Source organism: Novosphingobium piscinae, from assembly GCF_014230355.1.
In the GTDB taxonomy this organism is placed as follows: Bacteria; Pseudomonadota; Alphaproteobacteria; order Sphingomonadales; family Sphingomonadaceae; genus Novosphingobium; species Novosphingobium piscinae.
The window spans coordinates 1-25441 of sequence record NZ_JACLAX010000019.1; the positions used below are offsets into that span (position 1 = coordinate 1).

At 71.5% G+C, this 25441-nt stretch carries 27 protein-coding genes and 1 pseudogene; 19 read left to right on the forward strand and 9 right to left on the reverse strand.

Annotation, left to right across the window (positions count from 1 at the left end):
• A pseudogene (locus H7F53_RS14695) lies at positions 1-327 on the reverse strand (hypothetical protein); the annotation flags it as partial.
• Positions 328-443: 116 nt separating this feature from the next.
• On the opposite strand from H7F53_RS14695, the gene H7F53_RS14700 reads away from it, so the two are divergent.
• Genes H7F53_RS14700 through hemH form a run of 3 tightly spaced genes read left to right on the forward strand, consistent with a single transcriptional unit; the run spans position 444 to position 4838 of the window.
• Entirely contained in the window at positions 444-1457 is a 1014-nt protein-coding gene (locus tag H7F53_RS14700; protein ID WP_185680261.1) for a P-loop NTPase, read from the forward strand.
• Between the two features lies 1 nt (position 1458).
• The gene (locus tag H7F53_RS14705) at positions 1459-3822 is read left to right on the forward strand and encodes a xanthine dehydrogenase family protein molybdopterin-binding subunit (protein ID WP_185680262.1); all 2364 of its coding nucleotides are present in this window, start codon (positions 1459-1461) and stop codon (positions 3820-3822) included.
• Positions 3822-4838 (forward strand): ferrochelatase, encoded by a 1017-nt coding sequence (gene hemH / locus H7F53_RS14710; protein ID WP_185680263.1) that lies wholly within the window; start codon positions 3822-3824, stop codon positions 4836-4838. Before H7F53_RS14705 ends, hemH begins: the two co-directional genes overlap by 1 nt.
• A 129-nt stretch (positions 4839-4967) precedes the next feature.
• Here hemH and H7F53_RS14715 read toward each other — a convergent pair whose 3' ends face one another.
• Positions 4968-5507 (reverse strand): hypothetical protein, encoded by a 540-nt coding sequence (locus tag H7F53_RS14715; RefSeq protein WP_185680264.1) that lies wholly within the window; start codon positions 5505-5507, stop codon positions 4968-4970.
• 210 nt (positions 5508-5717) lie between these two features.
• Here H7F53_RS14715 and rplU point away from each other — a divergent pair, with 210 nt between their 5' ends.
• The 3 genes from rplU (at position 5718) to H7F53_RS14730 (ending at position 7114) form a co-directional block, all read left to right on the forward strand.
• The gene (rplU, locus tag H7F53_RS14720; protein ID WP_185680265.1) at positions 5718-6020 is read left to right on the forward strand and encodes a 50S ribosomal protein L21; all 303 of its coding nucleotides are present in this window, start codon (positions 5718-5720) and stop codon (positions 6018-6020) included.
• Positions 6021-6038: 18 nt separating this feature from the next.
• The gene (gene rpmA / locus H7F53_RS14725) at positions 6039-6308 is read left to right on the forward strand and encodes a 50S ribosomal protein L27 (protein ID WP_185680266.1); all 270 of its coding nucleotides are present in this window, start codon (positions 6039-6041) and stop codon (positions 6306-6308) included.
• Positions 6309-6553: 245 nt separating this feature from the next.
• The gene (locus tag H7F53_RS14730) at positions 6554-7114 is read left to right on the forward strand and encodes a GNAT family N-acetyltransferase (RefSeq protein WP_185680267.1); all 561 of its coding nucleotides are present in this window, start codon (positions 6554-6556) and stop codon (positions 7112-7114) included.
• A gap of 27 nt (positions 7115-7141) precedes the next feature.
• On the opposite strand, the gene H7F53_RS14735 is transcribed toward H7F53_RS14730, so the two are convergent.
• Positions 7142-8023 carry a metal-dependent hydrolase gene (locus tag H7F53_RS14735; protein WP_185680268.1) on the reverse strand — a complete coding sequence of 294 codons (882 nt, stop codon included), beginning with the start codon at positions 8021-8023 and terminating at the stop codon, positions 7142-7144.
• 30 nt (positions 8024-8053) lie between these two features.
• Between H7F53_RS14735 and H7F53_RS14740 the strand changes: the two genes are divergently transcribed.
• Entirely contained in the window at positions 8054-8656 is a 603-nt protein-coding gene (locus H7F53_RS14740; RefSeq protein WP_185680269.1) for a TetR/AcrR family transcriptional regulator, read from the forward strand.
• A 72-nt stretch (positions 8657-8728) separates the two neighbouring features.
• Here H7F53_RS14740 and ygfZ read toward each other — a convergent pair whose 3' ends face one another.
• Entirely contained in the window at positions 8729-9475 is a 747-nt protein-coding gene (gene ygfZ / locus H7F53_RS14745) for a CAF17-like 4Fe-4S cluster assembly/insertion protein YgfZ (protein WP_185680270.1), read from the reverse strand.
• Positions 9476-9607: 132 nt separating this feature from the next.
• Between ygfZ and H7F53_RS14750 the strand changes: the two genes are divergently transcribed.
• On the forward strand, positions 9608-10333 hold the full coding sequence (locus H7F53_RS14750; protein WP_185680271.1) for a hypothetical protein: 726 nt from the start codon (positions 9608-9610) through the stop codon (positions 10331-10333).
• Positions 10334-10343: 10 nt separating this feature from the next.
• Here H7F53_RS14750 and H7F53_RS14755 read toward each other — a convergent pair whose 3' ends face one another.
• Both H7F53_RS14755 and H7F53_RS14760 read right to left on the reverse strand, forming a co-directional pair.
• Positions 10344-11756: a succinylglutamate-semialdehyde dehydrogenase gene (locus H7F53_RS14755; RefSeq protein WP_185680272.1), complete on the reverse strand. Its 1413-nt coding sequence runs from the start codon at positions 11754-11756 to the stop codon at positions 10344-10346.
• A 118-nt stretch (positions 11757-11874) separates the two neighbouring features.
• Complete coding sequence (locus H7F53_RS14760) at positions 11875-13284, reverse strand: protein adenylyltransferase SelO family protein (RefSeq protein WP_185680273.1); 1410 nt, start codon at positions 13282-13284, stop codon at positions 11875-11877.
• Between the two features lie 72 nt (positions 13285-13356).
• Here H7F53_RS14760 and H7F53_RS14765 point away from each other — a divergent pair, with 72 nt between their 5' ends.
• From H7F53_RS14765 to H7F53_RS14800, 8 genes are all read left to right on the forward strand, one after another.
• Positions 13357-14226 carry an alpha/beta fold hydrolase gene (locus tag H7F53_RS14765; protein WP_185680274.1) on the forward strand — a complete coding sequence of 290 codons (870 nt, stop codon included), beginning with the start codon at positions 13357-13359 and terminating at the stop codon, positions 14224-14226.
• Between the two features lie 24 nt (positions 14227-14250).
• Positions 14251-15378, forward strand: coding sequence for a glycosyltransferase family 4 protein (locus H7F53_RS14770; protein WP_185680275.1), 1128 nt, complete (start codon positions 14251-14253; stop codon positions 15376-15378).
• Positions 15379-15566: 188 nt separating this feature from the next.
• Positions 15567-16361 carry a tetratricopeptide repeat protein gene (locus tag H7F53_RS14775; RefSeq protein ID WP_246438926.1) on the forward strand — a complete coding sequence of 265 codons (795 nt, stop codon included), beginning with the start codon at positions 15567-15569 and terminating at the stop codon, positions 16359-16361.
• A gap of 30 nt (positions 16362-16391) precedes the next feature.
• The gene (locus tag H7F53_RS14780) at positions 16392-17735 is read left to right on the forward strand and encodes an outer membrane protein assembly factor BamB family protein (RefSeq protein ID WP_185680276.1); all 1344 of its coding nucleotides are present in this window, start codon (positions 16392-16394) and stop codon (positions 17733-17735) included.
• A gap of 161 nt (positions 17736-17896) precedes the next feature.
• On the forward strand, positions 17897-18070 hold the full coding sequence (locus tag H7F53_RS14785) for a hypothetical protein (protein ID WP_185680277.1): 174 nt from the start codon (positions 17897-17899) through the stop codon (positions 18068-18070).
• Positions 18071-18206: 136 nt separating this feature from the next.
• Positions 18207-18581, forward strand: a complete 375-nt coding sequence (locus H7F53_RS14790; RefSeq protein ID WP_185680278.1) for a hypothetical protein — start codon at positions 18207-18209, stop codon at positions 18579-18581.
• A 65-nt stretch (positions 18582-18646) separates the two neighbouring features.
• On the forward strand, positions 18647-19978 hold the full coding sequence (locus tag H7F53_RS14795) for a methyltransferase family protein (RefSeq protein ID WP_185680279.1): 1332 nt from the start codon (positions 18647-18649) through the stop codon (positions 19976-19978).
• Positions 19979-20029: 51 nt separating this feature from the next.
• A complete protein-coding gene (locus tag H7F53_RS14800; protein ID WP_185680280.1) occupies positions 20030-20818 on the forward strand; it encodes a carbon-nitrogen hydrolase family protein in 789 nt (262 codons plus the stop codon).
• A 43-nt stretch (positions 20819-20861) separates the two neighbouring features.
• On the opposite strand, the gene H7F53_RS14805 is transcribed toward H7F53_RS14800, so the two are convergent.
• From H7F53_RS14805 to H7F53_RS14815, 3 genes are all read right to left on the reverse strand, one after another.
• Entirely contained in the window at positions 20862-21161 is a 300-nt protein-coding gene (locus H7F53_RS14805) for a putative quinol monooxygenase (RefSeq protein ID WP_185680281.1), read from the reverse strand.
• Positions 21161-22549: a glutamate--cysteine ligase gene (locus tag H7F53_RS14810; protein ID WP_185680282.1), complete on the reverse strand. Its 1389-nt coding sequence runs from the start codon at positions 22547-22549 to the stop codon at positions 21161-21163. The genes H7F53_RS14805 and H7F53_RS14810 overlap by 1 nt, the downstream gene beginning before the upstream one ends.
• A 114-nt stretch (positions 22550-22663) precedes the next feature.
• Positions 22664-23422: a 16S rRNA (uracil(1498)-N(3))-methyltransferase gene (locus H7F53_RS14815; protein WP_185680283.1), complete on the reverse strand. Its 759-nt coding sequence runs from the start codon at positions 23420-23422 to the stop codon at positions 22664-22666.
• A 222-nt stretch (positions 23423-23644) separates the two neighbouring features.
• On the opposite strand from H7F53_RS14815, the gene H7F53_RS14820 reads away from it, so the two are divergent.
• The 3 genes from H7F53_RS14820 (at position 23645) to H7F53_RS14830 (ending at position 25353) form a co-directional block, all read left to right on the forward strand.
• A complete protein-coding gene (locus H7F53_RS14820; protein ID WP_185680284.1) occupies positions 23645-23932 on the forward strand; it encodes a GIY-YIG nuclease family protein in 288 nt (95 codons plus the stop codon).
• 111 nt (positions 23933-24043) lie between these two features.
• Positions 24044-24958, forward strand: coding sequence for a 4-hydroxybenzoate octaprenyltransferase (ubiA, locus tag H7F53_RS14825; protein ID WP_246438927.1), 915 nt, complete (start codon positions 24044-24046; stop codon positions 24956-24958).
• Complete coding sequence (locus H7F53_RS14830; RefSeq protein WP_343062095.1) at positions 24955-25353, forward strand: M67 family metallopeptidase; 399 nt, start codon at positions 24955-24957, stop codon at positions 25351-25353. Before ubiA ends, H7F53_RS14830 begins: the two co-directional genes overlap by 4 nt.
• Positions 25354-25441 lie beyond the last annotated feature (88 nt).

The window sequence follows — 25441 nt, forward strand, 5'->3', positions numbered from 1 at the left end:
GCCGCCGCCACCCGGCGCGCCGGACCGGCCGCGGAACAGGTCCTCGAGGCTGGGGCCACGGCGCGGCGCCTCGCCCGGGCCGCCGGGGCGCGCACCGGGCTTGCCGCCGCCGGGCAGCCAGGGATTGCGCGGGCCCGTGCCACCGCCGGGTGGCGGCGTGTCGGGACGCGGGGCTTCGCCCGTGCCCTCGGCCGGTCCCGGCGCTTCGCCCCCATTGCCCCAGGGACTGCCGCTGGTGGAGTTGCCTCCGGCGTTCTCGCCCGCTTTGTCCTTGTCACCCGCCATGGCTAGCCAGCCGCGCGCGATCGCATCGCCGTTTGTTTCCATGCCGCTCGTTATAGGAATGAGTTGTTGACAAAAACAGGGGCTCCGCGCGCATTTTCCTTCGCCCGGTTCCTTGCTAGGGCGGCCCGCGATAGGGCTGCGGCCACAAGGAACCAGACGTGAGCGACGAGACCAGCACAACACTGCGGAACGCCGTGCCCGAAGCGGCGCGGGCCCGGATTTCCTCGGCTCGGCTGGCCGATGGGGTGGCTACGGTGGTGCTCGACGCGACCGGGCTGGACGCGTCCGCCCGCACCGCGCTCGAGGCTGTGGTGCGGGCCGAGCTGGAGGCCCTGCCTGGGGTGCGCGAGCTGCGCCTTGCCCTCATGGGCAGTCGCGGCGAATCGGCGTCCACCGCGCCTGCCGCACCCGCCCGCCGCATTGTCGCGGTCGGCTCGGGCAAGGGCGGTGTCGGCAAGTCGACGCTGTCGGCCAATCTCGCCGTGGCGCTGGCGCGGCTGGGGGTCCGGGTCGGGCTGGTCGATGCCGATATCTACGGCCCCTCGCAGCCGCGTCTGCTCGGCAATGCCGGCAGCAGGCCCGAGGCCCATGACAAGGTCATGTTCCCGGTGCCCAGCGAATGGGGCGTGCCGGTGCTCTCGATGGGCCACCTGGTCGAGCCCGGGCGGGCGATCGCGTGGCGCGGGCCGATGGCCTCGGGCGCGCTCGGGCAGCTGGTCGATGCCCACTGGGGCGATGTCGAGCTGCTGCTGATCGACCTGCCGCCCGGTACCGGCGACGTCCAGCTGACCATGGTCCAGAAGCACAAGCCGGTCGGCGCGGTGATCGTTTCGACCCCGCAGGACCTTGCGCTGATCGATGCGACCCGGGCGATGAGTTTCTTCGACCAGGCCGGCGTCCCGGTGATCGGCATGGTCGAGAACATGTCGGGCTATGTCTGTCCGCACTGCGGCGAATCGAGCGATCCGTTCGGCCATGGCGGGGCCGAGGCGGCCGCGGCCGAGGCCGGCGTGCCGTTCCTCGGGCACATTCCGCTCGATCTCAAGATCCGCCAGGACAGCGATGCCGGCCGCCCGCCCGCCGCGGGCGACAGCCCGCAGGGCAAGGCGTTCCTCGCCGTGGCGCGGCGCCTGGCCGACTGGCTGGCGCTGGCGCCGGCTACTCCGGGCTGACATGGCCGAGCCCGGCCTCGTCCGGCGCCGCCGCGGGCTCGCGTCGCTGGCGCGGCCCCGCGTCACCCGCCGCGGGCTGCTGATCGGGGCGGCGGCGGGGGGCGGGCTGCTGGCCGCCTGGGGACTGATGCCGCGGCGCTATCCGCCACCGGTCCCCGCCGGCGCGGGCGAAACCTCTTATAACGCCTGGCTGCGGATCGGACCGGACGGCACGGTTACCGTCGCCGTGCCGCAGCTCGAGATGGGGCAGGGAGCGGCCACCCTGCTGGCCCAGGTCGTGGCGCTCGAGCTGGGGGCCGACTGGGCCCAGCTGGTGGCCGAGCCGGCGCCGGTCAGTGGCGCCTATGCCAACATCCCGCTCGCCGCGCGCTGGTCGGCGCTGTGGATGCCGTTCGGGGCCGAGCTGGGGGCAGGCCGGGGCGAGGCGGCGCGCAGCAGCCGGTTGGCGCGCAGCTTCGCCGAGCGCAGCCGCTTCACCGCCACGGCCGATGGCACCACGCTGGCCGCTTACGAACAGCCCGCGCGCGAGGCCGCCTGCGCGGTCCGCACCATGCTGATGCAGGCTGCGGCGGCGCGCTGGGACGTGGCGTGGGAGGCCTGCCGGGTCGCCGGCGGGGTGGTCAGCCACGGGACCCGCCGCGCCCGCTTCGGCGAACTGGCTGAGGACGCCGCCGGCTACGATCCGGCCGATCCACTCCCGCTCGGCCCGCCGCCGGCCGAGACCGCCGACCGGGCCGAGAACGTGCCGTTCCCGCGGCTCGACCTGCCCGCCAAGGCCGAGGGCCGCGCGCGCTTCGCCGCCGACGTGCGGCTGCCCGGCATGGTCTTCGCCGCGATCCGCCACGCCCCGCTCGGCGCCGAGGCCAGCCTGGGGCGCTACGATCCTGCCGCGGCGCGCGGTGATGGGGTTCGGCTGGTCAAGGGCGAGCGCTGGCTTGCCGCGGTCGCGCCGACCTGGTGGACGGCCGAACGCGCGCTGGCCGCGGTGGCGCCGCGCTTCCGCGTGCGCCAGCCGGTCGACACCGCCCGGATCGACGCCGCGCTCGACAAGGCGGTGAAGAAGGCGCGCACCTACCGCGTTGCCGAGCTGGGGGATCCGGACGAGGCGATGGGCGAGCGGCCCAGTCTGGTCGCGCGCTATGACGTCGCCCCCGGGCTCCACGCCGGGCTCGAGACCGCCAGCTGCACCGCGCGGCTGCGCGACGGCCGGGTCGAGCTGTGGCTCGCCAGCCAGGCGCCCGAGGCCGCCCGGCAGGCGGTGGCCGGCGCGCTGGGGGTCAATCCGCGCGACGTGCTGCTTTACCCGGTGCTGGCCGGCGGCAGCTTCGATGCCCGGCTCGAGCACGACCACGCGGTCGAGGCGGCGCTGATCGCGCGCGAGGTCGGACGACCGGTCCAGCTGACCTGGTCGCGCTGGCAGGAACACCTTGCCGGCAAGCCGCGCGCGCCCGCCGCGGCGCTGCTCTGGGCGCGCACCGCGCCCGATGGCGGCGCGGTGCTGGCCTGGCACACCCGCATCGCCACGCCGCCGGCGGCGCGTGAGTTCGGCGCCCGGCTGTTCGGCGGGCGCGACGCGCCGGCGGCGCTCGCGGCCACTGCCGGCGCCGCCGATCCGCTCGCGGTCGAAGGCGCCGTGCCCCCCTATCGGCTGGCCCATGTCGCGGTCGATCACGTGCCCGTTTCGACAGGTATTCCGGCCGGTCGGCTGCGCGGCAATGCGCCCGCGGTGGCCGCGTTCTTTACCGAAAGCTTCGTCGACGAGCTGGCGCGCGCCGCCGGGCGCGAGCCGTTGTCCTATCGCATCGAGATGCTCGGCAATGATGTCCGCCTGGCCGAGTGCCTGCAGCGCTGCGCTGCCCTGACCGGATGGGATGCCGGGGCGGCCGGGAGCGGGCAGGGGCTGGCCTGCCACCGCCTCGGCCCCGCCCCCGAGGAACCGGCCGGTGACGAACAGGCTGCCGCGCCCGAGGGGGGACGGATCGCGGTGATCGCCACGGTCCGGCGCGACGAATCGGGTGTGCGGGTCGAGCGGCTGACTGCCGTGGCCGATCTCGGCCGCATCGTGAACCGCGACATCGCCCGCCAGCAGATCGAGGGTGGCTTGATTTTCGGCATGGGCCAGACCATCGGCGCCAGCACCGGCTACGTGCGCGGCCTGCCCGTGCTGGGCCGGCTGGCTGACCTGTCCCTGCCGGTTTTGGCCAATGTGCCCGAAATCGTCGTTGAATTCATCGACGGTCCGGGCGAACCCTGCGATCCGGGTGAACTTGCGGTCGCGGCAGTCGCGCCTGCCATTGCCAATGCGCTCCATTCGGCCACCGGGATCCGGTTCCGCAAACTGCCGCTCTTTGCTGAGGAAGTCTGATGCTGCGTCCTGCCGATCATCCCGCCGCTCCGACCGGCGGCACCGGCGTCCTGCTGGTGAACCTCGGCACGCCGGACGCGCCGACCACCCCGGCGGTGCGGCGCTATCTGGCCGAGTTCCTCTCCGATCCGCGCGTGGTCGAAATCCCAAGGCTGCTGTGGCAGCCAATCCTGCGCGGGATCGTCCTGAACGTTCGCCCCAAGAAGAGCGCGCACGCCTATTCGCAGGTCTGGGGCCCTGATGGCTCGCCGCTGGCGACGATCACCAAGGCCCAGGCCGAGGGCCTCCAGGCCCGGCTGGGCGAGCGGGTCATGGTGCGCTGGGGCATGCGCTATGGCCGCCCGGCGCTGGGGGACGAATTGCGCGCGATGAAGGAAGCCGGCTGCGACCGGATCCTCGTCGCCCCGCTCTATCCGCAGTACTCGGGGGCGACCACCGCGACCGTGATCGACGCGCTGGGCGATACGCTGCGCGGGATGCGCTGGCAGCCTGCGATTCGCACTCTGCCGCCCTATTTCGACGATGCCCTGCACATCGAGGCGCTGCGGGCCGACCTGTCGCGCCAGCTTGCCGGGCTGAGCTTCCGGCCCGAGGCGCTGGTGCTGTCGTTCCACGGCATGCCCGAGCGCACGCTGTTCCTCGGCGATCCCTATCACTGCCAGTGCCGCAAGACCGCGCGGCTGCTGGCCGCCGCGCTCGCCCCGGACTGGCCCGGCCTGCGGGTCGAGGTCTCGTTCCAGTCGCGCTTCGGCCGGGCCAAGTGGCTCGAGCCGGCCACCGACGACGTGCTCGCCCGCGAAGGCGCGGCCGGCACCCGCCGGCTGGCCATCGCCGCGCCGGGCTTCAGCGCCGATTGCCTCGAGACGCTCGAGGAGTTGGCGATCCGCGGCCAGGAGCAATTCGCCGAGGCCGGCGGGACCGACTATGCCGCGCTCGACTGCCTCAACACCGGCGAGGCCGGCATGGCCATGCTGGAAGCGCTGATCCGCCGCGAACTGGGCGGCTGGCTGGACTGACCGCGAGGCCGGCCCCGGGGTCGGCAGGCGGTTTGATTTGCGTCAAGGAGCCGGTGCGGCGCGCGCGCTAGGCCGATTGCGGCCGCCGGTTGCGGAAGACGGGCAGGGGTTTCGGCGAAGCCCCGACCGCTACGCGCCGACCAGCTCGGCCAGGACCGCATCCTCATCGGCGACCCATGCGGTCACCTGGTCGCGGACGGCGGCGATGGCTCCCCCATCGCCGCCGTCGATCCGCGCCCGGACGTAGAGCCCGTCCAGTTCGGCCAAGGCGGTCGCCGTGGCATCGTGTGCGGCGGTGAGATCCGCGATCGCCACGGCGGCCAGTGCCCAGGCCTCGCTGCCCGGCGCGGCCCCCCGTCCCGCCACAATCGTGTGCCCGGCCCGCCCGCGCGCGTCGGCGAAGCGGCCATGCGCCGCCGCGGCCTGATCGCGCAGCGCGGCCAGGGCCTCGGCCAGGCCCGCTCCGGTGGGGGCGGCAACCGTCGGCTCGGCCGGGAGCAGGCCCGGCGGCGCGGTGATCGTCGGGGCCGGCAGGCTGCCGGTGATTCGCCCCGCTTCGACCTCCTGCGGCCGCCGCGCCAGCGAGGGGTAGCCCTCCGGGCGGCTGCAGGAGGCCAAGGACAGGCCGGCAAGCAGCAACAGGCAGGCGGAGCGGGGCAGCGCGGTCATGGCCCCGGCCATAAACGCTCGTCCGGGCGGGCGCCAGAGCCGCAAAAGCATGCCGCAGCGGTTGACAGCCCGGGGTGCTTGCACTAACGGCGCACCTTCTTCCGGCACCCGCCTGCGCGGGCCGTCGGCGCTTTGTCGCTCCCGCTTGCCCGGTCCAGGGCGGTGGATCGGCGCCAGGGCGGACAATGCAGATAGAATGGATTGAACACCATGTTCGCAGTCGTGCGCACGGGCGGCAAGCAGTACCGGGTTGCCGCCGGAGACAAGATCGCGGTCGAGAAGCTGGCGGGTGAAGCCGGCGACACGATCACCCTGGGCGACGTCCTGCTCGCCGGTGAAGGCGGCGAGATCAAGGATGCCAAGGGCGTCGTGGTTTCGGCCGAGATCATCGCGCAGGCCAAGAGCGAGAAGGTGATCGTCTTCAAGAAGCGTCGCCGCCACAACTATCGCCGCCGCAATGGCCATCGCCAGCAGATGACCCTGCTGCGCATCACCGCCGTCGGCGCCGCCTGAATTCCGGAGTAGATTGCAATGGCACACAAGAAAGCAGGCGGCTCGTCGCGTAACGGTCGCGACTCGGAGTCGAAGCGCCTTGGCGTGAAGAAGTTCGGCGGTCAGGAGGTGATCGGCGGCAACATCATCATTCGCCAGCGCGGCACCCGCGTGTACCCGGGCGTGAACGTGGGCATGGGCAAGGACCACACCCTCTTCGCTCTGGCCGAGGGGCGCGTGCGCTTCCACGCCGGTAAACTCGGCCGCAAGTACGTGTCGGTCGATGCCATGGCGGAAGCCGCCGAGTAAGCGGATGGTCGATAAAGGGCCATCCTGACGGGATGGCCCCGCCGGTTCCGCCGCTCCCAGCGGCAGCAGGAACCGGCCAGTTGAGGGAGAGGGGCCCCGCCCGTCTCCCTTTTTTCGTGTCTTCCTCGCACACCGGCCCGCGTGACGTCCGGCCTCTCCTCTGGGGCGGGCCGTCGCAAGTGCCACGGCAATGTCACGCAGTCCGCTTACCTGCGCGTGCGGGGGCGGAAGTGAAGGAGGCACCGATGTTCTTTCGCAGTGAACGCCTGTTCCTGCGGCCCGCCTGGCCGGAGGACTGGAGCGATCTGTTCCACGCCGTCGCCGATGCGGAGATTTGCCGCAATCTGGCGGCTGTGCCCTGGCCCTATCACCCGCAGGATGCGCAGGTCTTTGCCGCCCTGCCGCAGGATCCGCGCTATCCGCACTTCCTGGTCACCCTGCCGGGTCGTGACGGGGGCGAGACGATCGGTACGGTCGCGCTGCTGCGCGGCGCGGCCGGACGGACCGAACTGGGCTACTGGATCACCCGGGCCCACTGGGGCCGCGGCTTCGCCACCGAGGCGGTGCGGGCCGCCCTGGTGCTGGCCCGCACGCTGGGCCATGGCCTGGTTCATGCCGCGCATTTTCACGACAATCCGGCCTCGGGTCGGGTCCTGCGCAAGGCCGGCTTCCGGCCCAGCGGGACGATCGAGACGTGCTTCTCGCAGGCCCGCGGAGAAACCGTGGCCGCGATCCATCATGCGATCCAGCTCGACACGCCGAACGACTGCGACGACGAGCCGGACCCGCTGATGCGTGCGGCATGACCCCGGCAGCGGGGCGGGGCGTTGGTCTCACCCCGCTGCCAGGGCGCGCTCGGCCGTGGCGATCAGCGCCCGGTCATCATGATCCCACGGGTGAAAGCTGGGCCGGAAATAGCTGATCCAGCTAGGGAAAATGCGCCTTAGCACGCCTGGCCGGATGAACAGGTAGGCCAGCAGACGGCCCTTGGCGCGCCAGCCGGTGATGCCGTCCTGCGCCAGCAGGTCGAGCGCATCGGCGATCCGGTGGGCCAGGAAGTTCCTGGTCACGATCAGCATCATCAGGCAACGCAGCACCCACCGGCGGCGCGGACGCCAGTTGCGGGTCGCGTGGCGATAGGTGTCGAAGGCGACGGCCTTGTGCTCGATCTCCTCGATCGCGTGCCAACGCCACAGGTTGACCACCTCGGGCTCGCCCCCGGCGAAGTGCGCCGGGTTGGCCAGGAACTCGTGCGCCAGCATCGCGGTGAAGTGCTCGAGCGCCATGGTCGCCGCCAGGTTGACCTCGGGCGGGCGCCCCTTGGTCAGGGCCAGCATGGCTTCAACATGGGCGTCGATCCGCGTGAAATCGTAGCCCGCCTCCAGCGCCCCGCGGTTGAACGCGAGGTGCTCGCGCGTGTGGTTGATCTCCTGCCTTACGAAATCGCGGATCTCGGCTTCGAGCCGGGGTGGCGCGCCGTCGCGGCAGGCCTTGACCGATTCGATGAAGAACGCCTCGCCGCGCGGGAACGTGGCCGACAGCGCCGTGTGCCAGGCCGTGGCGACCGGATCGCCGCCCAGCCACCAGCGACCCGGTCGTGTGGTGCGGCCGAAGCGCAGGTCGCGCACGGTGAGGGTGGCTTCGCCATGCTTGGCAGGTCGGGTGTCACCGGCTACCCCGTCGGCCGACGGCGCAAGAAAGCTGGGTGCGTTCATACCGAGTGATATGGGGGTGTACTGACAAGGATGTCAATAAGGAGGCGCCTGACGCAGGAGGAAAGCCGCACGCAGGCGCTCGATGCCGCGCGCGCGCTGCTGATCGAGGCTGGCCCGGCGGCGGTCACGCTCAAGGCCGTGGCGCAGCGCATCGGGCGGACCCATGCCAACCTGCTGCACCACTTCGGCTCGGCAGCGGGGCTGCAGACGGCGCTGGCGGCGCACCTTGCCGGGACGATCTGCGCCACGATCGGCCAGACCGTGCTGGCGGCGCGGGCCGGGCTGGTCTCGCCCCGGGTGGTGGTCGATCTGACCTTCGATGCCTTCGATCGCGAGGGCGGCGGGGCGCTCGCCTCGTGGATGCTGCTGTCGGGCAACGAGGATGCGCTCGACCCGATCGTCGCGGCGATCCGCGAGCTGGTCGAGGACGTGCACGAGCCCGGCACCGAATCGATGCGGGCGGTCACCCAGAGCCTGGTCCTGTTGGCCCTGGGTGATGCGCTGATGGGCGGGCCGCTCAGCCAGTCGCTCGACCTGCCGCGCACCGCGGCGCGCGATCAGGCCGAACGCTTGCTGATCGAGGGCGCGGCGCGCGCCGGGATCACGATGGGTTGCGCCACCCCAGCCGGCTAGGGCCGGGGAACCGGCCGACGCTGTCCCTGTTTCAGTGACACCGAAGCAGGCCGAAGCATCAGGCCCTGCCGGTCAATCCGCGGGTTGCGCCAGCCAGGCGGGCAGGAGGTCGGGCGCGACGTCCTCGACCCGCAGATGATCGACCGCCAGCCCCAGCTCGGGATAGGCGATCCGCTGCCGTGCCGGGTCCGACCGCGCGAGCGGGACGACCAGCAGCCGGCGGTTGACCTTCTGGCGCCAGTTCATCCGTGCCGTGTTCTCCTGGCCGACATAGCAGCCCTTGGTGAAGCTCACGCCGTTGAGCTCGGCGGCATTGCATTCGAGCCAGAGCGTCTCGCCATCGCCCAGCTCGGCGCGGCCCTCGCTCACCCCCATGATCAGGCGGTGGCGCCGCCAGGCCGTATCGGCCGTGCCGGCGGACCCGTCCGCACTGTCGCTGGCCGGCGGCGCCAGCCAGCGTCCGCCCAGCCCGGGCAGTCGCGGGTCGGGCACTGCCGCTCCGCCCGGCTCGGGGTGCCAGTGCACGGTGAGGCCCGGGTCGAGCGCGATCGTGATCGCGCGGCGCAGCCGGTAGAGCGTCAGCCGCTTGACCAGTGCCTCGGCCACCGCGGCCTCGCAGTCGAGCAGCAGGTCCGCGCCATCGGGCCAGACGAGGAAATCGAACAGGGCCTTGCCCTGCGGGGAGAGCAGCCCGGACCAGACCGGCAGCGCCCCGGTCAGGTCCTGGGTGACCAGCCCCTGGAGGAAGCCCACGGCATCCTCGCCGGGGGCGGGGCTGAGGCGAATCACGGCGCGCGAGGTCAGGTGGGTGGCGGTCATGCCCTGGTAGGTAGGATGCCCGGGCGCGCGGCGGTAGGGGCAAGTTGGCCACGCGGCCGCCGCGCGCGGCGGCGCCCGCTCACGCGAAATTAACCCTCTTCGCACAGACGGGCGGGCAGGAGGTCCGCGCGCGTGAGCCGAGCTTGGCAGGCCATCGTCGGGAAGGGGAGCGCGCTGGCACTGGTCGGCGCGGTGGCGGCCTGCGGGCACGAACCGCCCGCCCCGCCGCCGCCGCGCGATCCGGTGATTGCCGCCGTGCTGAACGACCCGCTGATGACCGACCCCGACCTGCTCGGCCAGGCCCAGCCCGGCGCGGTGTTCACTCTCAATGGCCCGGCTGCGGTTCCGATCCCGCTGATCGACCGGAGCACCAAGGAGCTCACTGCTATCCGGGTCGAGGCCACGCGCTCGCTCGGCGGGGCGGCGGAGACCTTGCCCGAGCCGGCCGCGGCGGTCTTTCCGCCGGCCGACGCCACGCTGGCCCAGACCGCCAGCCACCTGCTCGCCGCGCTGCGCGGCGCGCCGGGCTGCGCCGCGGGGCTGGGCTATGGCGCGGGCTGGGGCGCGCAGCTGCCCGCGGCCGTGCCGATCATCCCGCGGGGCCATCTGCTCGATGGCGCCGGCCGCGAGGCACCGGGGTGCCGGCTGCGCGCGGTCACGTTCCTGACTCCCCTGCCGGCCGACGAGGCGCTGGCCTTCTACTGGACGCGGGCGCGCCAGGCCGGTTTTGATCCCCGGTACGAGCGTTCCGATCCGCGCGCCCGGATCCTGGGCGGCGCGGCGGGCCGGGGGTTCCTCGCGCTGGTCGAAGGACGCGACGAGGGCACCGCGGTGACCCTGGTCACCGCCGGGCTCTGAGCGCGCCGGGTCAGCCTTCGCGCAGCCCGATCCCGATGGTCGAGCGCGGCTGTTCCACTTCGGTCGAGGCGACCGGATAGGCGCAGTGGTCGGCGGCATAGGCACCGCCCGGCCGGTGGTTGCCCGACAGTCCCACCCCGCCCAGCGGGGCGCCCGGCGAGGTCACGTTGGTCGGCCGGTTCCAGTTGAGCACGCCGGCGCGGACATGCGCCCAGAAGCGGTTGTAGTCCTGCGGCGTGCCGCCGATCAGCGCGGCCGACAGCCCGAACCGGGTGTTGTTGGCCTCGGCGATCGCCGCGTCGAAATCGTCGACCCGGATGACCTGCAGCAACGGGCCGAACAGTTCGACGTCGGGACGTTCGGCCATGGCCGTGGTGTCGATGATCGCCGGGGACAGGAATGGCAGGTCCGCGTGCGGGCGGACCATGTGCTTGATCGGCCGCCCGCCGTTGGACAAGAGGTAGACGAAGCTTTCGGTCAGGCCGTCGGCGGCGGCATTGTCGATCACCGGGCCCATGAACGGAGCGGGGCTGTCGGCCGGCGCGCCGACGATCAGCCGGTCGGCCAACCGCTTCACCTCGCCGACCACGGCATCGTAGAGCGCGCTCTTGACGATCAGCCGCCGGGCATTGGTGCAGCGCTGGCCGGCACCGGCGAAGGCCGACTGGACGACCAGCGTGGCGGCATCCTCGATCTTGGGGGTGTCCCAGACCACGATCGGGTTGTTGCCGCCCATGTCGAGCGAGACCAGCCGCCCGGGATTGGTCGCCAGCCGTCGGCTGATCGCGATTCCGGCATGGGCCGATCCGGCGAACAGCACACCGTGGATTCCCGTGTGGGTGACCAGCTCCTGCCCGGTCGCTGGACCGCCGATCAGCACCTGCAGCACGTTCGCGCTGATTCCGGCACGGTGGAAGCAGCGGCCCAGTGCCTCGCCGCAGGCCGGGGCCTTCTCGCTGGGCTTGAAGATCACCGCATTGCCAGCGATCAGCGCCGGGATGATCGCATTGGCGGGCAGCTGCGCGGGCGAGCTGAACGGGCTGAGTACGGCGATGATTCCGTGGGGCTTGTGGCGCAGCGCGGCCGTGCCCTGCAACGCGCTGTCAAGCCGCCGCTGGCCGGTGCGGTCGGCATAGGCGCGCACCGCCATCTCGACCGCGGCGACCACCGCCTCGACCTCGCCCTTGGCTTCCCACAGCGGCTTGCCGGTCTCGCGCCCGATCAGGTCGGCCAGCGCATCGGCCTCCTTGCGCACCTCGTTGGCGAAGCGGCGCATCAGCTCGATCCGGTTGGCCAGCGACTGCGCCGCCCAGGCCGGCCAGCCGCGCTGCGCCCGTGCAACGGCGTCCTCGACGTCGCCGGCCCGGCCGCGCCACAGCTCCTCGCCGGTGGCGGGGGCAGTCGAGACTATTTCGTCAGTCATCCCATCCTTGATTGTCGTCGGCCGTCGCGGAGCCCGCTAGCCGACCGGGTTGATAGCCGTTGCGCGCCCGCCCCGACAACGCCTTGATAACCTTGAACCCGTAAACATTTCGGTAAGCTTATCTCCCGGGCAGGTGGCCAGCGGCGACCGGCGGCGGCCCCAGTATGGCGCCCAGCCGGCGGATCGCGGCGACGTGATCGGACAGCGCGCTCCAGTCATCATGCTCGGCGATCGCGCTCCAGATCCGCTCGACCTCGTCGATGTGATTGGTCACCGGCGCCGCTTCGGTCGGGGCCTCGGCGGCACCCGGCACCGCGGCATAGCTGGCCAGCCGCTCGCCCAGCTCGCCTTGCGCTTCCCCCCGCCCGCCGCGGTGGCGCCAGTGGAAGGCATCGGGGGCCAGGGCGTGCTCGGCCATGTGGCGCTCGGCCGCGGCGACCAGGGCAAGGTCGGCCTCCGTGCCCTGCGCGACCACCCCCAGCCGCCAGCAGAAACGCCGCGCCAGCGCCGCGTTGAACAGCGGCCCGAACCGGTCGAGCGCGGCGATCAGCGGCGGGGCATCGGCCAGCAGCCGCAGCGCCACCGCCAGCTGCCCGCAGTTCCAGTGGATCGCGCTGGGCTGGCGGCCATAGGCATAGAGCCCGGCATGGTCGAAATAGGCGGCGGTGAACAGCGGGTCGAACCGCGGCAGCCAGCGCCACGGACCGTAGTCGAAGCTCTCGCCGGTGATGTTCATGTTGTCGGTGTTGAGCACGCCATGCACGAAGCCGGCGACCATGTAGCTCGCCGCCATGTCGGCCAGCCGCTCCACCACCTGGTGCAGCAGGACCACCGCCGGCTCGTCACGCCCCGGCGCATCGGGGGGCGGGGGCGGGCCGGGGAATTCGCGCAGGCAATAGTCGACCAGCGCAGCCATCTGCCCGGGCTCCTCCAGCGCGAGCAGACGCTGGAAGGTGCCGATCCGCACATGGCTGTGCGACAGCCGCACCAGCACCGCAGAGCGGGTGGGCGAGGGCTCGTCGTCGCGGTAGAGCCGCTCGCCGGTCTCGATCACCGAGAAGGTCTTGCTGGTGTTGGCCCCCAGGGCCTCGAGCAGTTCGGTGGCGAGGATTTCGCGTACCGCGCCCTTGAGCGTCAGCCGTCCGTCGCCAAAGCGCGAATAGGGGGTCTGGCCCGAGCCCTTGGTGCCCAGATCGAGCAGCCGCCCGGCCCCGTCGCGGAGCTGGGCGAAGAGGAAGCCGCGGCCATCGCCGATCTCGGGGTTGTACACCTGGAACTGGTGGCCGTGATAGCGCAGCGCGAGCGGCTGGGGGAGGTTGTCGGGCAGGGGCTCGAACCGGCCGAAATGGCGCACCCAGGCGGCCTCGTCGAGCCCGTCCAGCCCCACGGCGCGGGCCCAGCGGTCATTGCGGAACCGCAGGGTGGTGGCGGGGAAGTCGGCCGCCGCGACGCCGGAGGCCAACCATCCGGCCAGCGGCAGGATCTGCGGATCGGGCCGATAGGCGGCCGCTTGCGGTTCTACGAACATCAGGCAATAGTGGGGTGGCTGATCCCCTGCCGCAAGGCGGGGCGGGCAAGAAGGGGATTGCGGCCAGTTTTCATGACCCAGTTCGAAGACCGCTACTGGTCGAGCCGGGACGGGCTGCGACTCCATTATCGTGACTATGCCGCGGCCGGACCCGAGGCGGCGGCGCGTCCGCCGGTGGTGTGCCTGCCCGGGCTGACCCGCAATGCCCGCGATTTCGAGACCCTGGCCGCAAGGTTGGCGCCGCGCTGGCGCGTGCTCTGCCCCGAGCTGCGCGGCCGGGGCGATAGCGCCTATGCCAAGGATTCGGCCACCTACCAGCCGCTCCAGTACGTCGACGACATCGAGGCGCTGCTGGCCGAGACCGGGATCGCGCGCTGCGTGATCGTCGGCACTTCGCTCGGCGGGATCCTCACCATGCTGCTGGCCGCGCGGGGGGGCGAGCGGATCGCCGCCGCCGCGCTCAACGATATCGGGCCCGAGCTCGATCCGGCCGGGCTGGCGCGGATCCTCGACTATGTCGGCCAGGGGCGCAGCTTCCCCACCTGGATGCACGCGGCGCGCGCGCTGCACGAGGCGCAGGGCGCCGCTTTCCCGCGCTTCACCATCACCGACTGGCTGGCCATGGCCAAGCGGGTGATGACGCTGGGCCAGAATGGCCGCATCGTCTTCGACTATGACATGAAGATCGCCGAGCCCTTCGCCGCCACTGCCACGGCCGCGCCGGTCGATCTGTGGCCGGCCTGGGAGGCACTGGCCGGGCGGCCGCTGCTGGTCCTGCGCGGCGCCCTGTCTGACCTGTTCCCGGCGCACTGCCTCGACGAGATGGTGCGCCGCGTGCCCGGCACCGAGGCGCTGACCCTGCCCGAGGTTGGCCATGCCCCGACGCTCGACGAGCCCGAGGCGGTCGCGGCGATCGAGCGGCTGCTGGCCCGGGTGGCCTGAGCCCTGCGCGCCGTCCCTGTCGCCATGCGAATCCTCCATCTCCATTCCAGCTTCGATCCCGGCGGCAAGGAGCTGCGCGCGGCACGGCTGATGTCCCTGTTCGGCCGCGGCCTCAGCCATACCGTGGTCTCGGCCCAGCCCGGCGCGCTCGGCGCGCGGCAGGCGGTCGATCGCGCGATTCCGGTCGACTATCCCGACAGCTTCCCGCCGTTGGCCGGCCGCCCCGGGCTGGGGCGGTTGCAGCGCATCGCGCAGGCCATGCGCGGCCACGATCTGGTGCTGACCTACAACTGGGGGGCGATGGATGCGGTGATGGCGCATACGCTGTTCGCGCGCGCTTTCGCCCTGCCGCCGCTGGTCCATCACGAGGATGGCTTCAATCAGGACGAGGCGGCCGGGCTCAAGCCGCTGCGCAACTGGTATCGCCGCATCGCGCTGGGCCAGAGCGCCGCGCTGGTCGTGCCCTCCGAACGGCTCGAGCGGATCGCGCTGGAGGTGTGGCAGCAGCCGCGCGGCCGGGTCCACCGCATCGTCAACGGCATCGCCACCGCCGCCTATGCGCGCAAGCCGCGGCCCGATACCCTGCCGCGCGTGGTCAAGCGGCCGGGCGAGTTCTGGGTCGGCACGCTGGCCGGGCTGCGCGCGGTCAAGAACCTGCCGCGACTGGTGCGGGCCTGCGCCGCTCTGCCGGAGGCGTGGCACCTGGTGATCGTGGGCGAGGGGCCCGAGCGTGAGGCGATCCGGGCCGAGGCCCTGCGGCTGGGGATCGGTCATCGCCTCCACCTGCCCGGCTTCGTTCCCGATCCCGCCAGCGTGGTGGGGTTGTTCGACCTGTTCGCGCTGTCGTCCGACAGCGAGCAATTCCCGATCTCGGTCGTCGAGGCCATGGCAGCGGGCCTGCCGGTGGTCTCGCCCGCGGTCGGTGACGTGGCCGGCATGGTCGCGGCGGAGAACCGGCCCTTCGTGGTCGATCCGGGCAACGAGGCGGCGCTCGCCGCCGCGCTCGCCACGCTGGCTGCCGATGCGCCGCGCCGCGAGGCGATCGGCCGCGCCAATCGCGCCCGCGCCGTGGCCGACTATGACGAGGCCGCCATGGTGGCCGCCTATCGCGCGGTCTATGGCGCGGCGCTGGGCACGGGCCGCTTTCCCTGATGTCCGCAGGTGATCGTTCAGCCCGGCTTCAGCCCCGCAGGGCCAGTCTGCAGCTGCTCGCCCGCCTTGCGGGATCCTGAGCACCAACCGCTTACAGGCGGGCAACGATCCGGCAACGATTGACGTTGAAATGGAATCGCCATCCGCTAAACACCCGGCATCTTCCCTTACGCACAAGAGGCACCGCCTTGGTCCTTCGCCCCCATTCTAACCGCACCCGTTCCCCCGTTCCGGCCACTGGTCCCGGGTCGTTGGGCAGTGGCGGCGCGGGCGGGCCGCAGGGCGAGGGCTTCCTGCGCGAGGTGGACGAGGCCCTGCGCGAGCAGGAGGTGCTCAACGCACTGAAGCGCCACGGCCGCACCGTCGCCATCGTCGTTGTGCTGTTCCTGATCGGGCTCGCCGGTTATCTGTGGTGGGAACACAGCCGCACCGAGGCTGCCGGCAAGCGCGGCGAGCAGCTCACCCTGGCGCTCGACCAGATCGAGGCTGGACGGCTCGCCACTGGGGGCGACCAGCTCAAGGATCTGACCGGCGCAGGCGAAGGGATCGGCGCCGCGGCGCGTCTGCTCGACGCCAGCGTCAAGGTGGAACAGGGCAAGCTGGCCGAGGCGCGCAGTCAGTTTGCAGCGGTTGCAGCCGATGCCAAGGCGCCCGGACCCTATCGCGATCTGGCGACCCTGCGCGAGATCGCACTGGGCTTCGACAGCCTGCCGGTCGATCAGGTCGTGGCGCGGCTCAAGCCGCTCGCCGCGCCGGGTGCGCCCTATTTCGGCAGCGCCGGCGAACTGCTTGGCGCGGCCTATCTCAAGCAGAACCGCGCCGACCTGGCGGGACCGCTGTTTGCCGCGATCGCGCGGGACAAGACTGTGCCCGACACGTTGCGCGCCCGCGCTCGGCAGATGGCCGGGCTGCTCGGGGTCGATGCGATCGATGACGTGAACGAGGCCGCGAACAGCGGCGCGGGTGCTGCCAGCGCCCGCTGACGCGCGATGAATTCCTGGAGAGATGCCTGCATGACCCGTCCCAGCCCCGACCGCCGGATCGGCCTTCCCCTCGCGCTGGCCCCGCTCGTCCTGGCGGTCGCGCTGGCGGGCTGCGGCGGCAAGAAGGGCCCGACCACCCCGACCGTCGGCAACCGCATCCCGATCCTGTCGCGCGTGGAAAGCGGTGCCAAGGTCGATCCGACGCTGAACCAGGTCAGCGTGGTCGTGCCCGAGGCCGTGCTCAATCCGGAATGGCCGCAGGCGGGCAACACCCCGGGCAAGGCCTATGGCAATCTGGCCCTCGGCGAGGCGCCGACGCGGGTCTGGACCGCCTCGATCGCGGGCACCACGAACCGTCAGCGTCTGGCCGCCGCGCCGGTGATCGGCGGCGGGCGCCTGTTCGTGATGGACACCGATGGGCTGGTTCACGCCTTTGACGCCAAGACCGGCAAACCGCAGTGGGCCACGCCGTTCAAGATCAAGGGCGACAGCGCCGCGGCCGTGTTCGGCGGCGGGGCCAGTTATGACAACAACCGGCTCTACGTCACCACGGGGCTGGGCGAGGTTGCCGCGCTGGATGCGGCCACCGGCACCCAGGTCTGGCGGGTCAAGCCGGCCGGACCGCTGCGCGGCTCGCCGGTGATCGCCTTCAACGCGGTCTACGCGATGACCCAGGACAACCAGCTGGTCGCGCTCGATGTCGCCGATGGTGCGGTGCTCTGGGCGGTCAGCGCCTCGGTCGGCCAGTCCGGCGTGTTCGGCGTTGCCGCCCCGGCAGCGGGGCAGGGCACGGTCGTCGCCGGCTTCTCCACCGGCGAACTGGTCGCCTACCGCTACGAGAACGGCCGAACGCTGTGGTCCGACGCGCTGGCTCGCACCTCGCTCTCGACCAGCGTGGGCGTCCTGACCGACATCGACGCCGATCCGATCGTCGATCGCGGCCGGGTCTATGCGCTCGGCCAGGGCGGTCGCATGGCCGCCTACGAGCTGGTCACCGGGCAGCGGGTCTGGGAGCTCAACCTGGCGGGCATCTCGACCCCGGCGATCGCGGGGGAGTGGATCTTCACCCTGACCGACGATGCCAAGCTGCTGTGCATTGCGCGGAGCACCGGCAAGGCGCGCTGGTCGACCCAGCTGCCGCGCTACCAGAATGAAAAGAAGAAGAAGAACGCGATCTTCTGGACCGGCCCCGTGCTGGCCAACGGCAAGCTGTGGATCGCCAATTCCCGCGGCGAGGTCTCGTCGGTGCGCGTCGAGGATGGCCAGCCGGTGCCGTTCACCCGGCTCGGCAAGGGGGTGACCCTGGCGCCGGTCGTGGCCGATCGCACGCTGTACATTCTCGACGACGGCGGCAAGATCAGCGCCTTCCGGTAAGGCGCTGCACCGCGCGGACACGGCTGACCGGCTGTCGGGCGGCGGTCAAAAGCCTGTCCCGCTTTGCGACACTGCCCCAGCAAGCGATTGCAGAGGCCCGGTTTTCAGTCTTCGCTGCGGCATGGTCCGTCTGCACCGAATCGTTCCCGGGGTCGCACCCGATGCCTGAAAGCCAATTGAAGCACGAGCTTTCGCCGCTGGCGGAGGCCGAGCGCCTGTTGACCGAGGCGCTGCGGCTGCTCGATACCAGCCAGGCCCATCTCGCTGCCGCCTACACCGCGACCGCGCTAGATGCGCTCACGCGCTATCTCGATCCGGGGCAGAGCCAGCACTGACCCGGTCGCCGCCGCGCCGGTCGCGCGGCGATGGTTAATTCCCCGTTACCCATGCCCGGTAACGTCTGGCCTCCTCCCTCTGGACTAAAGGGATTTACGGAAGGCGGCGCCAAGGGGTGCAGGGCCGGAGGCAAGAATGACCAGCAGCCGTGATCTCGACCAGGTGCAGGAGTTGCCGACGGACCTCGTCCTCGGCCGCTACGCCGGCCTGGCGCGCCAGATCATCGCGCGGCGCCAGGCGCGACGCCGGCTGCTGCCGCAGGGCATGCTGGTTGATGTCGCCTGGGACCTGCTGCTCCAACTGCTGGCCAGCCGCGGTCAGGCCGAGGCGGCGACCACCGCTGCGCTCGCTGCCGCGACGGAGCTCAGCCCGACGGTCGCGGTGCGCTGGCTCTCGCTGCTGCAGGCCGACGGCATGGTCCAGTTCCGTGATCCGACCTGGGAACTCAGCCCCGGTTTCCTCAACCGCATCCTGGCCTACCTGCGCGAAAACTATCCTGCCGCGGCCTGATCCTGGGCGGGGCGGAGCCCGGGCTCTTCACTCTTTCTGCACCCTTGGCGGCTAAGCCGGCGGCCATGCCGCGCGATCCCCGTCCCGCCAGCGATGTTTCCGCCGCGACCGGTCTGGTCGGTCTGGCCGGCCTGTTCGGCTGGCTGCTGGTGTGCCGCAACTGGGCTGCGATCGCCATTCTGCTCGATCTCCCGGGGCCGCGCGAGCCGCTGTCCGGACCGTTCGCCGCGCTGGCCGCGATGCTCTTCTCGGGGCTGCCGATGGTGCTCTGGGCGGTGCTGGTCGACCGGGTCCATCGCCGGCCCTCGACCGGGATCGCCTGGGACCGGCCGCGTCCGCTGGCGGCGATCGTCGATATCACGATCACCAAGATCGCCGGGCTCTGGGCGACCTGGGCGCTGATCGGCTTCACGTACTGCATCGCCCGTTGGTACTGGGAAGGCCAGTATGTCTTCGCGATGGAGGTGATCGGCGCCGCCGCTGTGCCGCTGTTCGCCCTGTCGATCCCCTATGTCCTGTGGCTCGACCGTGTGCTGGTCGAGCCGCGCGACGGCGCCTGGCACTTCGGCGCCATGCTGGTCGGGCGCGAGCCGTTCGATCCCGAGCAGGTCCGCGCCCATGGCCGGACCTGGCTGGTCAAGGGATTCTTCTGCGCGTTCATGATCTCGATCCTGCCGCCGGGCTGGGCGACGATCACCACCCTCGACCTTGGCGAGATCGGCCCCGATCCGGTGGCCTGGACCCGCTGGCTGACCGAGTTGCTGTTCCTGATCGACGTGCAGATCGCCATGGTCGGCTATCTCGTCACGCTCAAGCCGCTCGACGCCCAGATCCGCAGCGCCAACCCGCACCTGGCCGCCTGGGTGGCGGCCCTGATGTGCTATCCGCCGTTCATCCTGATGAGCGGCGGCGGACCGCTCGACTACCACTTCGGCACGGCCGACTGGGCCTACTGGTTCGAGGGGCGCACCGCCCTGCTGTGGGTCTGGGGCACGGTGCTGGTCGGGCTGACCGCGATCTACGCCTGGGCCACCGTGGCCTTCGGCCTGCGCTTCTCCAACCTGACCTACCGCGGCGTGCTCACCAACGGGCCCTACCGCTGGTGCCGGCATCCGGCCTATCTGTCGAAGAACCTGTTCTGGTGGCTCTCGACCCTGCCGTTCCTGGTCACCACCGGCAATCCCAACGACGCGGTGCGCGATACGGTGGTGCTTGGTCTGGTCAGCGCGGTCTACTACTGGCGCGCGCGGACCGAGGAGAAGCATCTTCTCGCCGAGGATGCCAAGTACCGCGCCTACCACGCCTGGATGGAGCGCAATCCCACGATCACCCGCGCGCTCGGCCGGTTGGTCGGGGCTGCCACCCCGCGCCGCGGCACGGTCCAGCCGGCGGAGTGATCCGCCCGGCCGGGCTTGCCTCGGCCCCGCCGCGCCCTATCGTGGCGCGCCATGAGCACCGTCCGCATTGCCCTTGCCAATCTGCGCGAGCCGACCGGCCCGGCCGATTCCGTCGCCCTCGCGCAGGAGGGCATCGCCGCTGCCGCCGCCGCGGGAGCGCTGGTGGTGTGCTTTCCCGAATGCTTCGTCCCGGGCTACCGTTGGCCCGGCCGGACGATGCCGCCGCCCGATCCGGCCTTCCTCGCCGCAGCCCTGGCCGAGATCCGCGCGGCGGCGGCCGCCGCCGGGCTCGGTGTGGTGCTGGGGACCGAGCGGGTGACGGCGGCGGGGTTGCAGATCGCCGCCGCGGTGATCGGGCCCGACGGCACGCTGCTCGGCTGGCAGGACAAGGTCCAGCTCGATCCGGGGGAGGAGGCGGTCTACCCCTGCCACGGTGCTGGGCGCGCGGTCTTCACCGTCGGTCCGCTGACCTTCGGCGTGGCGATCTGCCATGAGGGCTTCCGCTATCCGGAGACGGTACGTGCCGCCGCGCGGCAAGGCGCGCAACTGGTGTTCCACCCCTTCGCCGCCGTGGCCGAACCGGGGAGCTACCGGCCGACAGCTTACCTCGATCCGGCCAACACCTTCCATGAAAAGGCCATCCTGTGCCGCGCTGCGGAGAACACGGTGTTCGTCGCCTCGGTCAACTGCGCCAGTGGGGGCGCGCCGATGACCTCGGCCGTGGCGCGGCCCGATGGCACGGCGCTGTGCTGGCAGCCCTATGGCCAGGCGGGCCTGCTGATCGCTGATCTTGACCTGACGCAGGCGACCGGCCTGCTGGCGCAGCGCTGCCGCAGCTGACCCGGGACTCGGCCTGGCCGCGTCCGCCAGCCACGGGCCGGGGTCAGATCTCGGTCGGACCCGCGGTTTCGTACAGGGTCACCACCCGCTCGCTCATCCCCAGGGCTTCGCGGGCGGCGCGGAAGCGGTCCATGTGCGCGCTCGCCCAGTGGCCGCGCAGCGCCTCGGCATCCCGCCAACCCTCGCTGACGCGAAAACAGTCAGGCTCGAGCACGTCCTCGGCGAAATCGTAGAACAGACAGCCCGGCTCGGCGCGGGTCTCGCGGGTGATCTCGGCCAGGGCCGCCAGCACGCCCGCCCGCGCCCCGGCGGGGAAGCGCAGGTGGCCGATCACCAGCAGCATCAGAAGCTCTTGGCCTCGTACAGCTTGGCCAGATCACCCTGCCATTCGCCGTGGTAGCGCTCGAGCAGCAGCTCGGCGGGCACCTTGCCGCTGGCGATGATATCGTCGAGCGGGCCGAGATAGCCGGTCTCGTCGTCGCCCACCTCGTTCAGCTTCGCCCGCGCGCGCAGGCCGGAGCGGGCGATCGCCAGCACCTCGGCGGCGATGTCGCGCAGCGTCCCGCCCCCCTTGCCGTTGCTGGCGGGAAGCCGCGCATCGAGCCCCAGCTTCGGCACCGAGGCCCGCAGCGCCTCGCGCCCGGCCATGTCCCAGTCCTTGACCAGGTCCCAGGCGGCATCCAGCGCGCCCTGGTCATACAGCAGACCCACCCACAGCGCGGGCAGGGCGCAGATCCGGTTCCACGGCCCGCCATCGGCGCCGCGCATTTCGAGGAACGACTTCAGCCGCACCTCGGGGAAGGCGGTCGACAGGTGGTCGATCCAGTCGCTCTCACGCGGGAGCTCGCCCGGCAGCGCCGGCAGCTTGCCGGCCATGAAGTCGCGGAAGCTCTGCCCGGCGGCGTCGATGTACTTCCCGTCGCGGAAGACGAAGTACATCGGCACGTCGAGCATGTAGTCGACATAGCGCTCGTAGCCGAAGCCCTGCTCGAACACGAAGGGCAGCATCCCGGTGCGCGCCGGATCGGTGTCGGACCAGATATGGCTGCGGTACGAAAGGAACCCGTTGGGCTTGCCCTCGGTGAAGGGCGAATTGGCGAACAGCGCGGTGGCCAGCGGCTGCAGGGCCAGGCTGACGCGGAACTTCTGCACCATGTCGGCCTCGCTCGAATAGTCGAGGTTGGTCTGGATGGTGCAGGTGCGCAGCATCATGTCGAGCCCCATGGTGCCCACCCGCGGCATGTGCCGCAGCATGATCGCATAGCGCCCCTTGGGCATGATCGGCAGCTCGTCGCGGCGCTTGTCGGGCCACATGCCGAGGCCCAGGTAACCCAGACCGAAGCGGTCGCCGATGGTCTTGACCTGCTGCAGGTGGCGGCCGGTCTCGGCGCAGGTCTGGTGCAGGTTTTCCAGCGGCGCGCCCGACAGCTCGAGCTGGCCGGCCGGCTCGAGACTGACCGTGCCGTCAGGTCCGGCCATGGCGATGACCGTGCCGCCTTCCTCGATCGGGGTCCATCCGAACTCGGTCAGCGCCAGCAGCAGGTCGCGGATCCCGCCGGGTTCGTCGTAGCTGGGGGCGTGGTAGTCGCGAGTCGAGTAGACGATCTTCTCGTGCTCGGTCCCGATCCGCCAGCGCTCGCGCGGCTTCTCGCCTTTGGCCATGGGCTTGGCGAGCTGATCGCGGCTCTCGATCAGCGGGTCGTGCTCGTCGGATGCCTGGCGCGTGCTCATGGCTTGCGCGTTAGTGTTTCCGCCGGGGGAGGGGAAGCGGAATTGTTGGGGGGAGGATCGCCGTGGGGCGAGAGATGCCAGCTTCCGCTGGCATGACGAGGCCGGTTGGCGACCCTACCAGTCGCCTGCCGCCCCCATCCATAGCGCCACGGCCGCGATGGTCGCGGTCTCGCCGCGCAGCACGCGCGGGCCCAGGGTGATCGCGCGGGCCTGGGGCAGGGCGCGGATCGCGGCGCGCTCGGCCTCGTCGAAACCGCCTTCGGGGCCGACCACCAGCCCGGCCGGACCGGGGTGCGCGGCAAAGGTGGCTGCGGCCGGAGCGCCGCCGGTCTCGTCGGCGAAGAACAGGGTCCGGTCGGCCGGCCAGTCCCGCAGCAGAGCGTCCAGCTTCACCGGTTCGGCCAGCTCGGGCAGGGCGGTGCGGGCGCATTGTTCGGCCGCCTCGATGGTGATTGCCCGCGCCCGCTCGGCATTGAGCTTGTCGGCCACGCAGCGCCGGGTCAGCACCGGGGCGATCCGCCGCACCCCCAGCTCGGTGGCCTTCTCCAGCACCAGATCGAACCGGTCCTTCTTGAGCAGGGCCGGGACCAGCCAGAAATCGGGCACGTCCTCGCGCGGGCGGGTCAGCGCCTCTGCCACCGCGATCACGCTGCGCTTGCCCGCCTCGCTCACTCGGCAGGTCCATTCGCCGGTCAGGTCATCGCACAGCACGATGGCATCGCCCATGGCGACGCGCATCACCCGGCCCAGATAGTGCGCCTGCGGCCCGTCGATCTCGACCATGGCGCCCGCCTCGAGCGGCCCGGGCACGAACAGCCGCGGCGCGGAACGCGGCGGCCAGGCCGGGATGGCGGGGTTGTGGGGCGGGGTCATCGGGGTTCCTTAGGCGCTGATGGCGGGGGAAGTCGAGATGGGCCTAGACGCTTCAGGACTGCCGAACCCGGCGCATCGGGCGCGCATGGGTGGCAGTCCTGCTTTCTCGAGGGAAAGCGGAAACAGCAGGCGTGATCATTCGCATCAGTCCTCGTCGCCCCTGCGCAGGCAGGGGCCCAACCCGGCTTCTCCCCCCGTGAGGACGGAGGTAGAAATCGTGCCATGGGCGGCTGGGTTTACATCATGACCAACGGACCGCACGGTACGCTGTACATTGGCGTGACCGCCCACCTCGCTGCGCGCGTCCACCAGCATCGGACCGGCAGCGGATCGGAATTCTGCCGTAAGCATGGCCTGACCCGGCTGGTCTACGCCGAGCGGCACGAGCGCATCGACGAAGCAATTGCCTGTGAGAAGGCGATGAAGCGTTGGAAGCGCAGCTGGAAGCTCTGTCTTGTCCGCGAGGCTAACCCGCACTGGGAGGACCTGTTCGAGCGCATGAACGCCTGAAGGGACTGGTGAGACCTTGGGTTGGGCCCCTGCCTCCGCAGGGGCGACGAGAGCAGGAGGCCCTGCCACCAAGCTTGTACCCAACCCTAGCCCCGCCGCCGTCCTCCCGCTATGCGCAACCCCATGACCGCCGAGATCGTCCCCGACAGCCAGCACCGCGGCCTGGTCGCCCGGTTGCCGCAGCCGCTGCGCGACTTTGCCCTGCTGGCCCGGTTCGATCGGCCGATCGGCTGGTGGCTGCTGTTCTGGCCCTGCGCCTGGGGCGTGCTGCTGGCCGGTGGCGCGGCGCGGTGGGATCTGATCGCCTGGTTGCTGCTGGGATCGATCACGATGCGCGGCGCGGGCTGCGTCTACAACGATCTGGTCGATGCCGATCTTGACCGGCAGGTCGCGCGCACCGCGGCGCGGCCGGTGGCGAGCGGGCGGGTCAGCACGAAGGCGGCCTGGGCCTGGCTGCTGCTGCTCTGCGCGGTGGGGCTGGTGGTCCTGTTGCAATTGCGCTGGCAGGCCCAGTTGGTGGCGCTCGGGGCGATCCTGCCGGTGGCGGCCTATCCCTTCATGAAGCGCATCACCTGGTGGCCGCAGGCGTGGCTGGGGCTGGTATTCTCGTGGGGGGCGCTTGTCGGCTGGGTCGAGGTGCGCGGCGATCAGGTCGTGCCGCTTGGCCTGCTCTATGCCGGCGCGATGGCCTGGGTGATCGGCTACGACACGATCTATGCCCTGCAGGACCGCGAGGACGATGCCCTGGTCGGGATCCGCTCGAGCGCGCGGGCGCTGGGGACGCGGGTGACCGGCGGGGTGACGGCTTTCTATGGTGCGGCTCTGTTCTGTTGGGGCCTGGCCTTCTGGCAACTGCGTCCCGACGGGCTGGTGCTGGTCGCGCTCGGGCCGGTCGCGCTGCACCTGCTGTGGCAGGTCGCCACCTTGCGTCCCGACGCGGGCGACAACGCTCTGGCCCGGTTTCGCGCCAACCGTTTCGCCGGCTTGCTGATGGCCTTGGCCTGCTGGGTGGTCGGCAACGCGTGAGCGGGGTCCGTCTGTCCCGCAGCGCACAGGCGACGATCCTTTCCGCGGCCGCCGCGATTGCGCCTGAAGAAGCCTGCGGGCTGCTGCTCGGCACGGCCGGAACGATCCACACCGCCACCGTCGTGGCCAATGTCGATCCTGCCCCGCGAAGCCGCTTCGAGATCGACCCGGCCGCGCTGATCGCCGCGCACCGCGCGACGCGCGGCGGCGGCCCGGCGGTGCTGGGCTACTGGCACTCGCACCCCAACGGCCTGGCCGAACCCTCGGCCACCGACCGCGCGGCGGCAAGCGGCGATGGCCGGATCTGGGCGATCGCGGCGAACGGCGCGATCACCCTGTGGCGGGATGGGCTGGACGGATTCGCCGCGCTTCCCTACTCCGTGACGGAAGCCTAAGGCGACGGGACAGGGACGGGCACCAGAAGCCCCTCGCAAGGGGGTGGCGTTTTCGCTCCTGAACCGTGTCAACCGTGTCAACCTGTTC

Bases quoted from the DNA above. Each gene is read 5' to 3' on its own strand.
- H7F53_RS14705 (WP_185680262.1), top strand. From the start codon at position 1,459: ATGGCCGAGCCCGGCCTCGTCCGGCGCCGCCGCGGGCTCGCGTCGCTG.
- hemH (WP_185680263.1), top strand. From the start codon at position 3,822: ATGCTGCGTCCTGCCGATCATCCCGCCGCTCCGACCGGCGGCACCGGC.
- H7F53_RS14715 (WP_185680264.1), bottom strand. From the start codon at position 5,507: ATGACCGCGCTGCCCCGCTCCGCCTGCCTGTTGCTGCTTGCCGGCCTG.
- rplU (WP_185680265.1), top strand. From the start codon at position 5,718: ATGTTCGCAGTCGTGCGCACGGGCGGCAAGCAGTACCGGGTTGCCGCC.
- rpmA (WP_185680266.1), top strand. From the start codon at position 6,039: ATGGCACACAAGAAAGCAGGCGGCTCGTCGCGTAACGGTCGCGACTCG.
- H7F53_RS14730 (WP_185680267.1), top strand. From the start codon at position 6,554: ATGTTCTTTCGCAGTGAACGCCTGTTCCTGCGGCCCGCCTGGCCGGAG.
- H7F53_RS14735 (WP_185680268.1), bottom strand. From the start codon at position 8,023: ATGAACGCACCCAGCTTTCTTGCGCCGTCGGCCGACGGGGTAGCCGGT.
- H7F53_RS14740 (WP_185680269.1), top strand. From the start codon at position 8,054: ATGTCAATAAGGAGGCGCCTGACGCAGGAGGAAAGCCGCACGCAGGCG.
- ygfZ (WP_185680270.1), bottom strand. From the start codon at position 9,475: ATGACCGCCACCCACCTGACCTCGCGCGCCGTGATTCGCCTCAGCCCC.
- H7F53_RS14755 (WP_185680272.1), bottom strand. From the start codon at position 11,756: ATGACTGACGAAATAGTCTCGACTGCCCCCGCCACCGGCGAGGAGCTG.
- H7F53_RS14760 (WP_185680273.1), bottom strand. From the start codon at position 13,284: ATGTTCGTAGAACCGCAAGCGGCCGCCTATCGGCCCGATCCGCAGATC.
- H7F53_RS14765 (WP_185680274.1), top strand. From the start codon at position 13,357: ATGACCCAGTTCGAAGACCGCTACTGGTCGAGCCGGGACGGGCTGCGA.
- H7F53_RS14770 (WP_185680275.1), top strand. From the start codon at position 14,251: ATGCGAATCCTCCATCTCCATTCCAGCTTCGATCCCGGCGGCAAGGAG.
- H7F53_RS14780 (WP_185680276.1), top strand. From the start codon at position 16,392: ATGACCCGTCCCAGCCCCGACCGCCGGATCGGCCTTCCCCTCGCGCTG.
- H7F53_RS14785 (WP_185680277.1), top strand. From the start codon at position 17,897: ATGCCTGAAAGCCAATTGAAGCACGAGCTTTCGCCGCTGGCGGAGGCC.
- H7F53_RS14790 (WP_185680278.1), top strand. From the start codon at position 18,207: ATGACCAGCAGCCGTGATCTCGACCAGGTGCAGGAGTTGCCGACGGAC.
- H7F53_RS14795 (WP_185680279.1), top strand. From the start codon at position 18,647: ATGCCGCGCGATCCCCGTCCCGCCAGCGATGTTTCCGCCGCGACCGGT.
- H7F53_RS14800 (WP_185680280.1), top strand. From the start codon at position 20,030: ATGAGCACCGTCCGCATTGCCCTTGCCAATCTGCGCGAGCCGACCGGC.
- H7F53_RS14805 (WP_185680281.1), bottom strand. From the start codon at position 21,161: ATGCTGCTGGTGATCGGCCACCTGCGCTTCCCCGCCGGGGCGCGGGCG.
- H7F53_RS14810 (WP_185680282.1), bottom strand. From the start codon at position 22,549: ATGAGCACGCGCCAGGCATCCGACGAGCACGACCCGCTGATCGAGAGC.
- H7F53_RS14815 (WP_185680283.1), bottom strand. From the start codon at position 23,422: ATGACCCCGCCCCACAACCCCGCCATCCCGGCCTGGCCGCCGCGTTCC.
- H7F53_RS14820 (WP_185680284.1), top strand. From the start codon at position 23,645: ATGGGCGGCTGGGTTTACATCATGACCAACGGACCGCACGGTACGCTG.
- ubiA (WP_246438927.1), top strand. From the start codon at position 24,044: ATGCGCAACCCCATGACCGCCGAGATCGTCCCCGACAGCCAGCACCGC.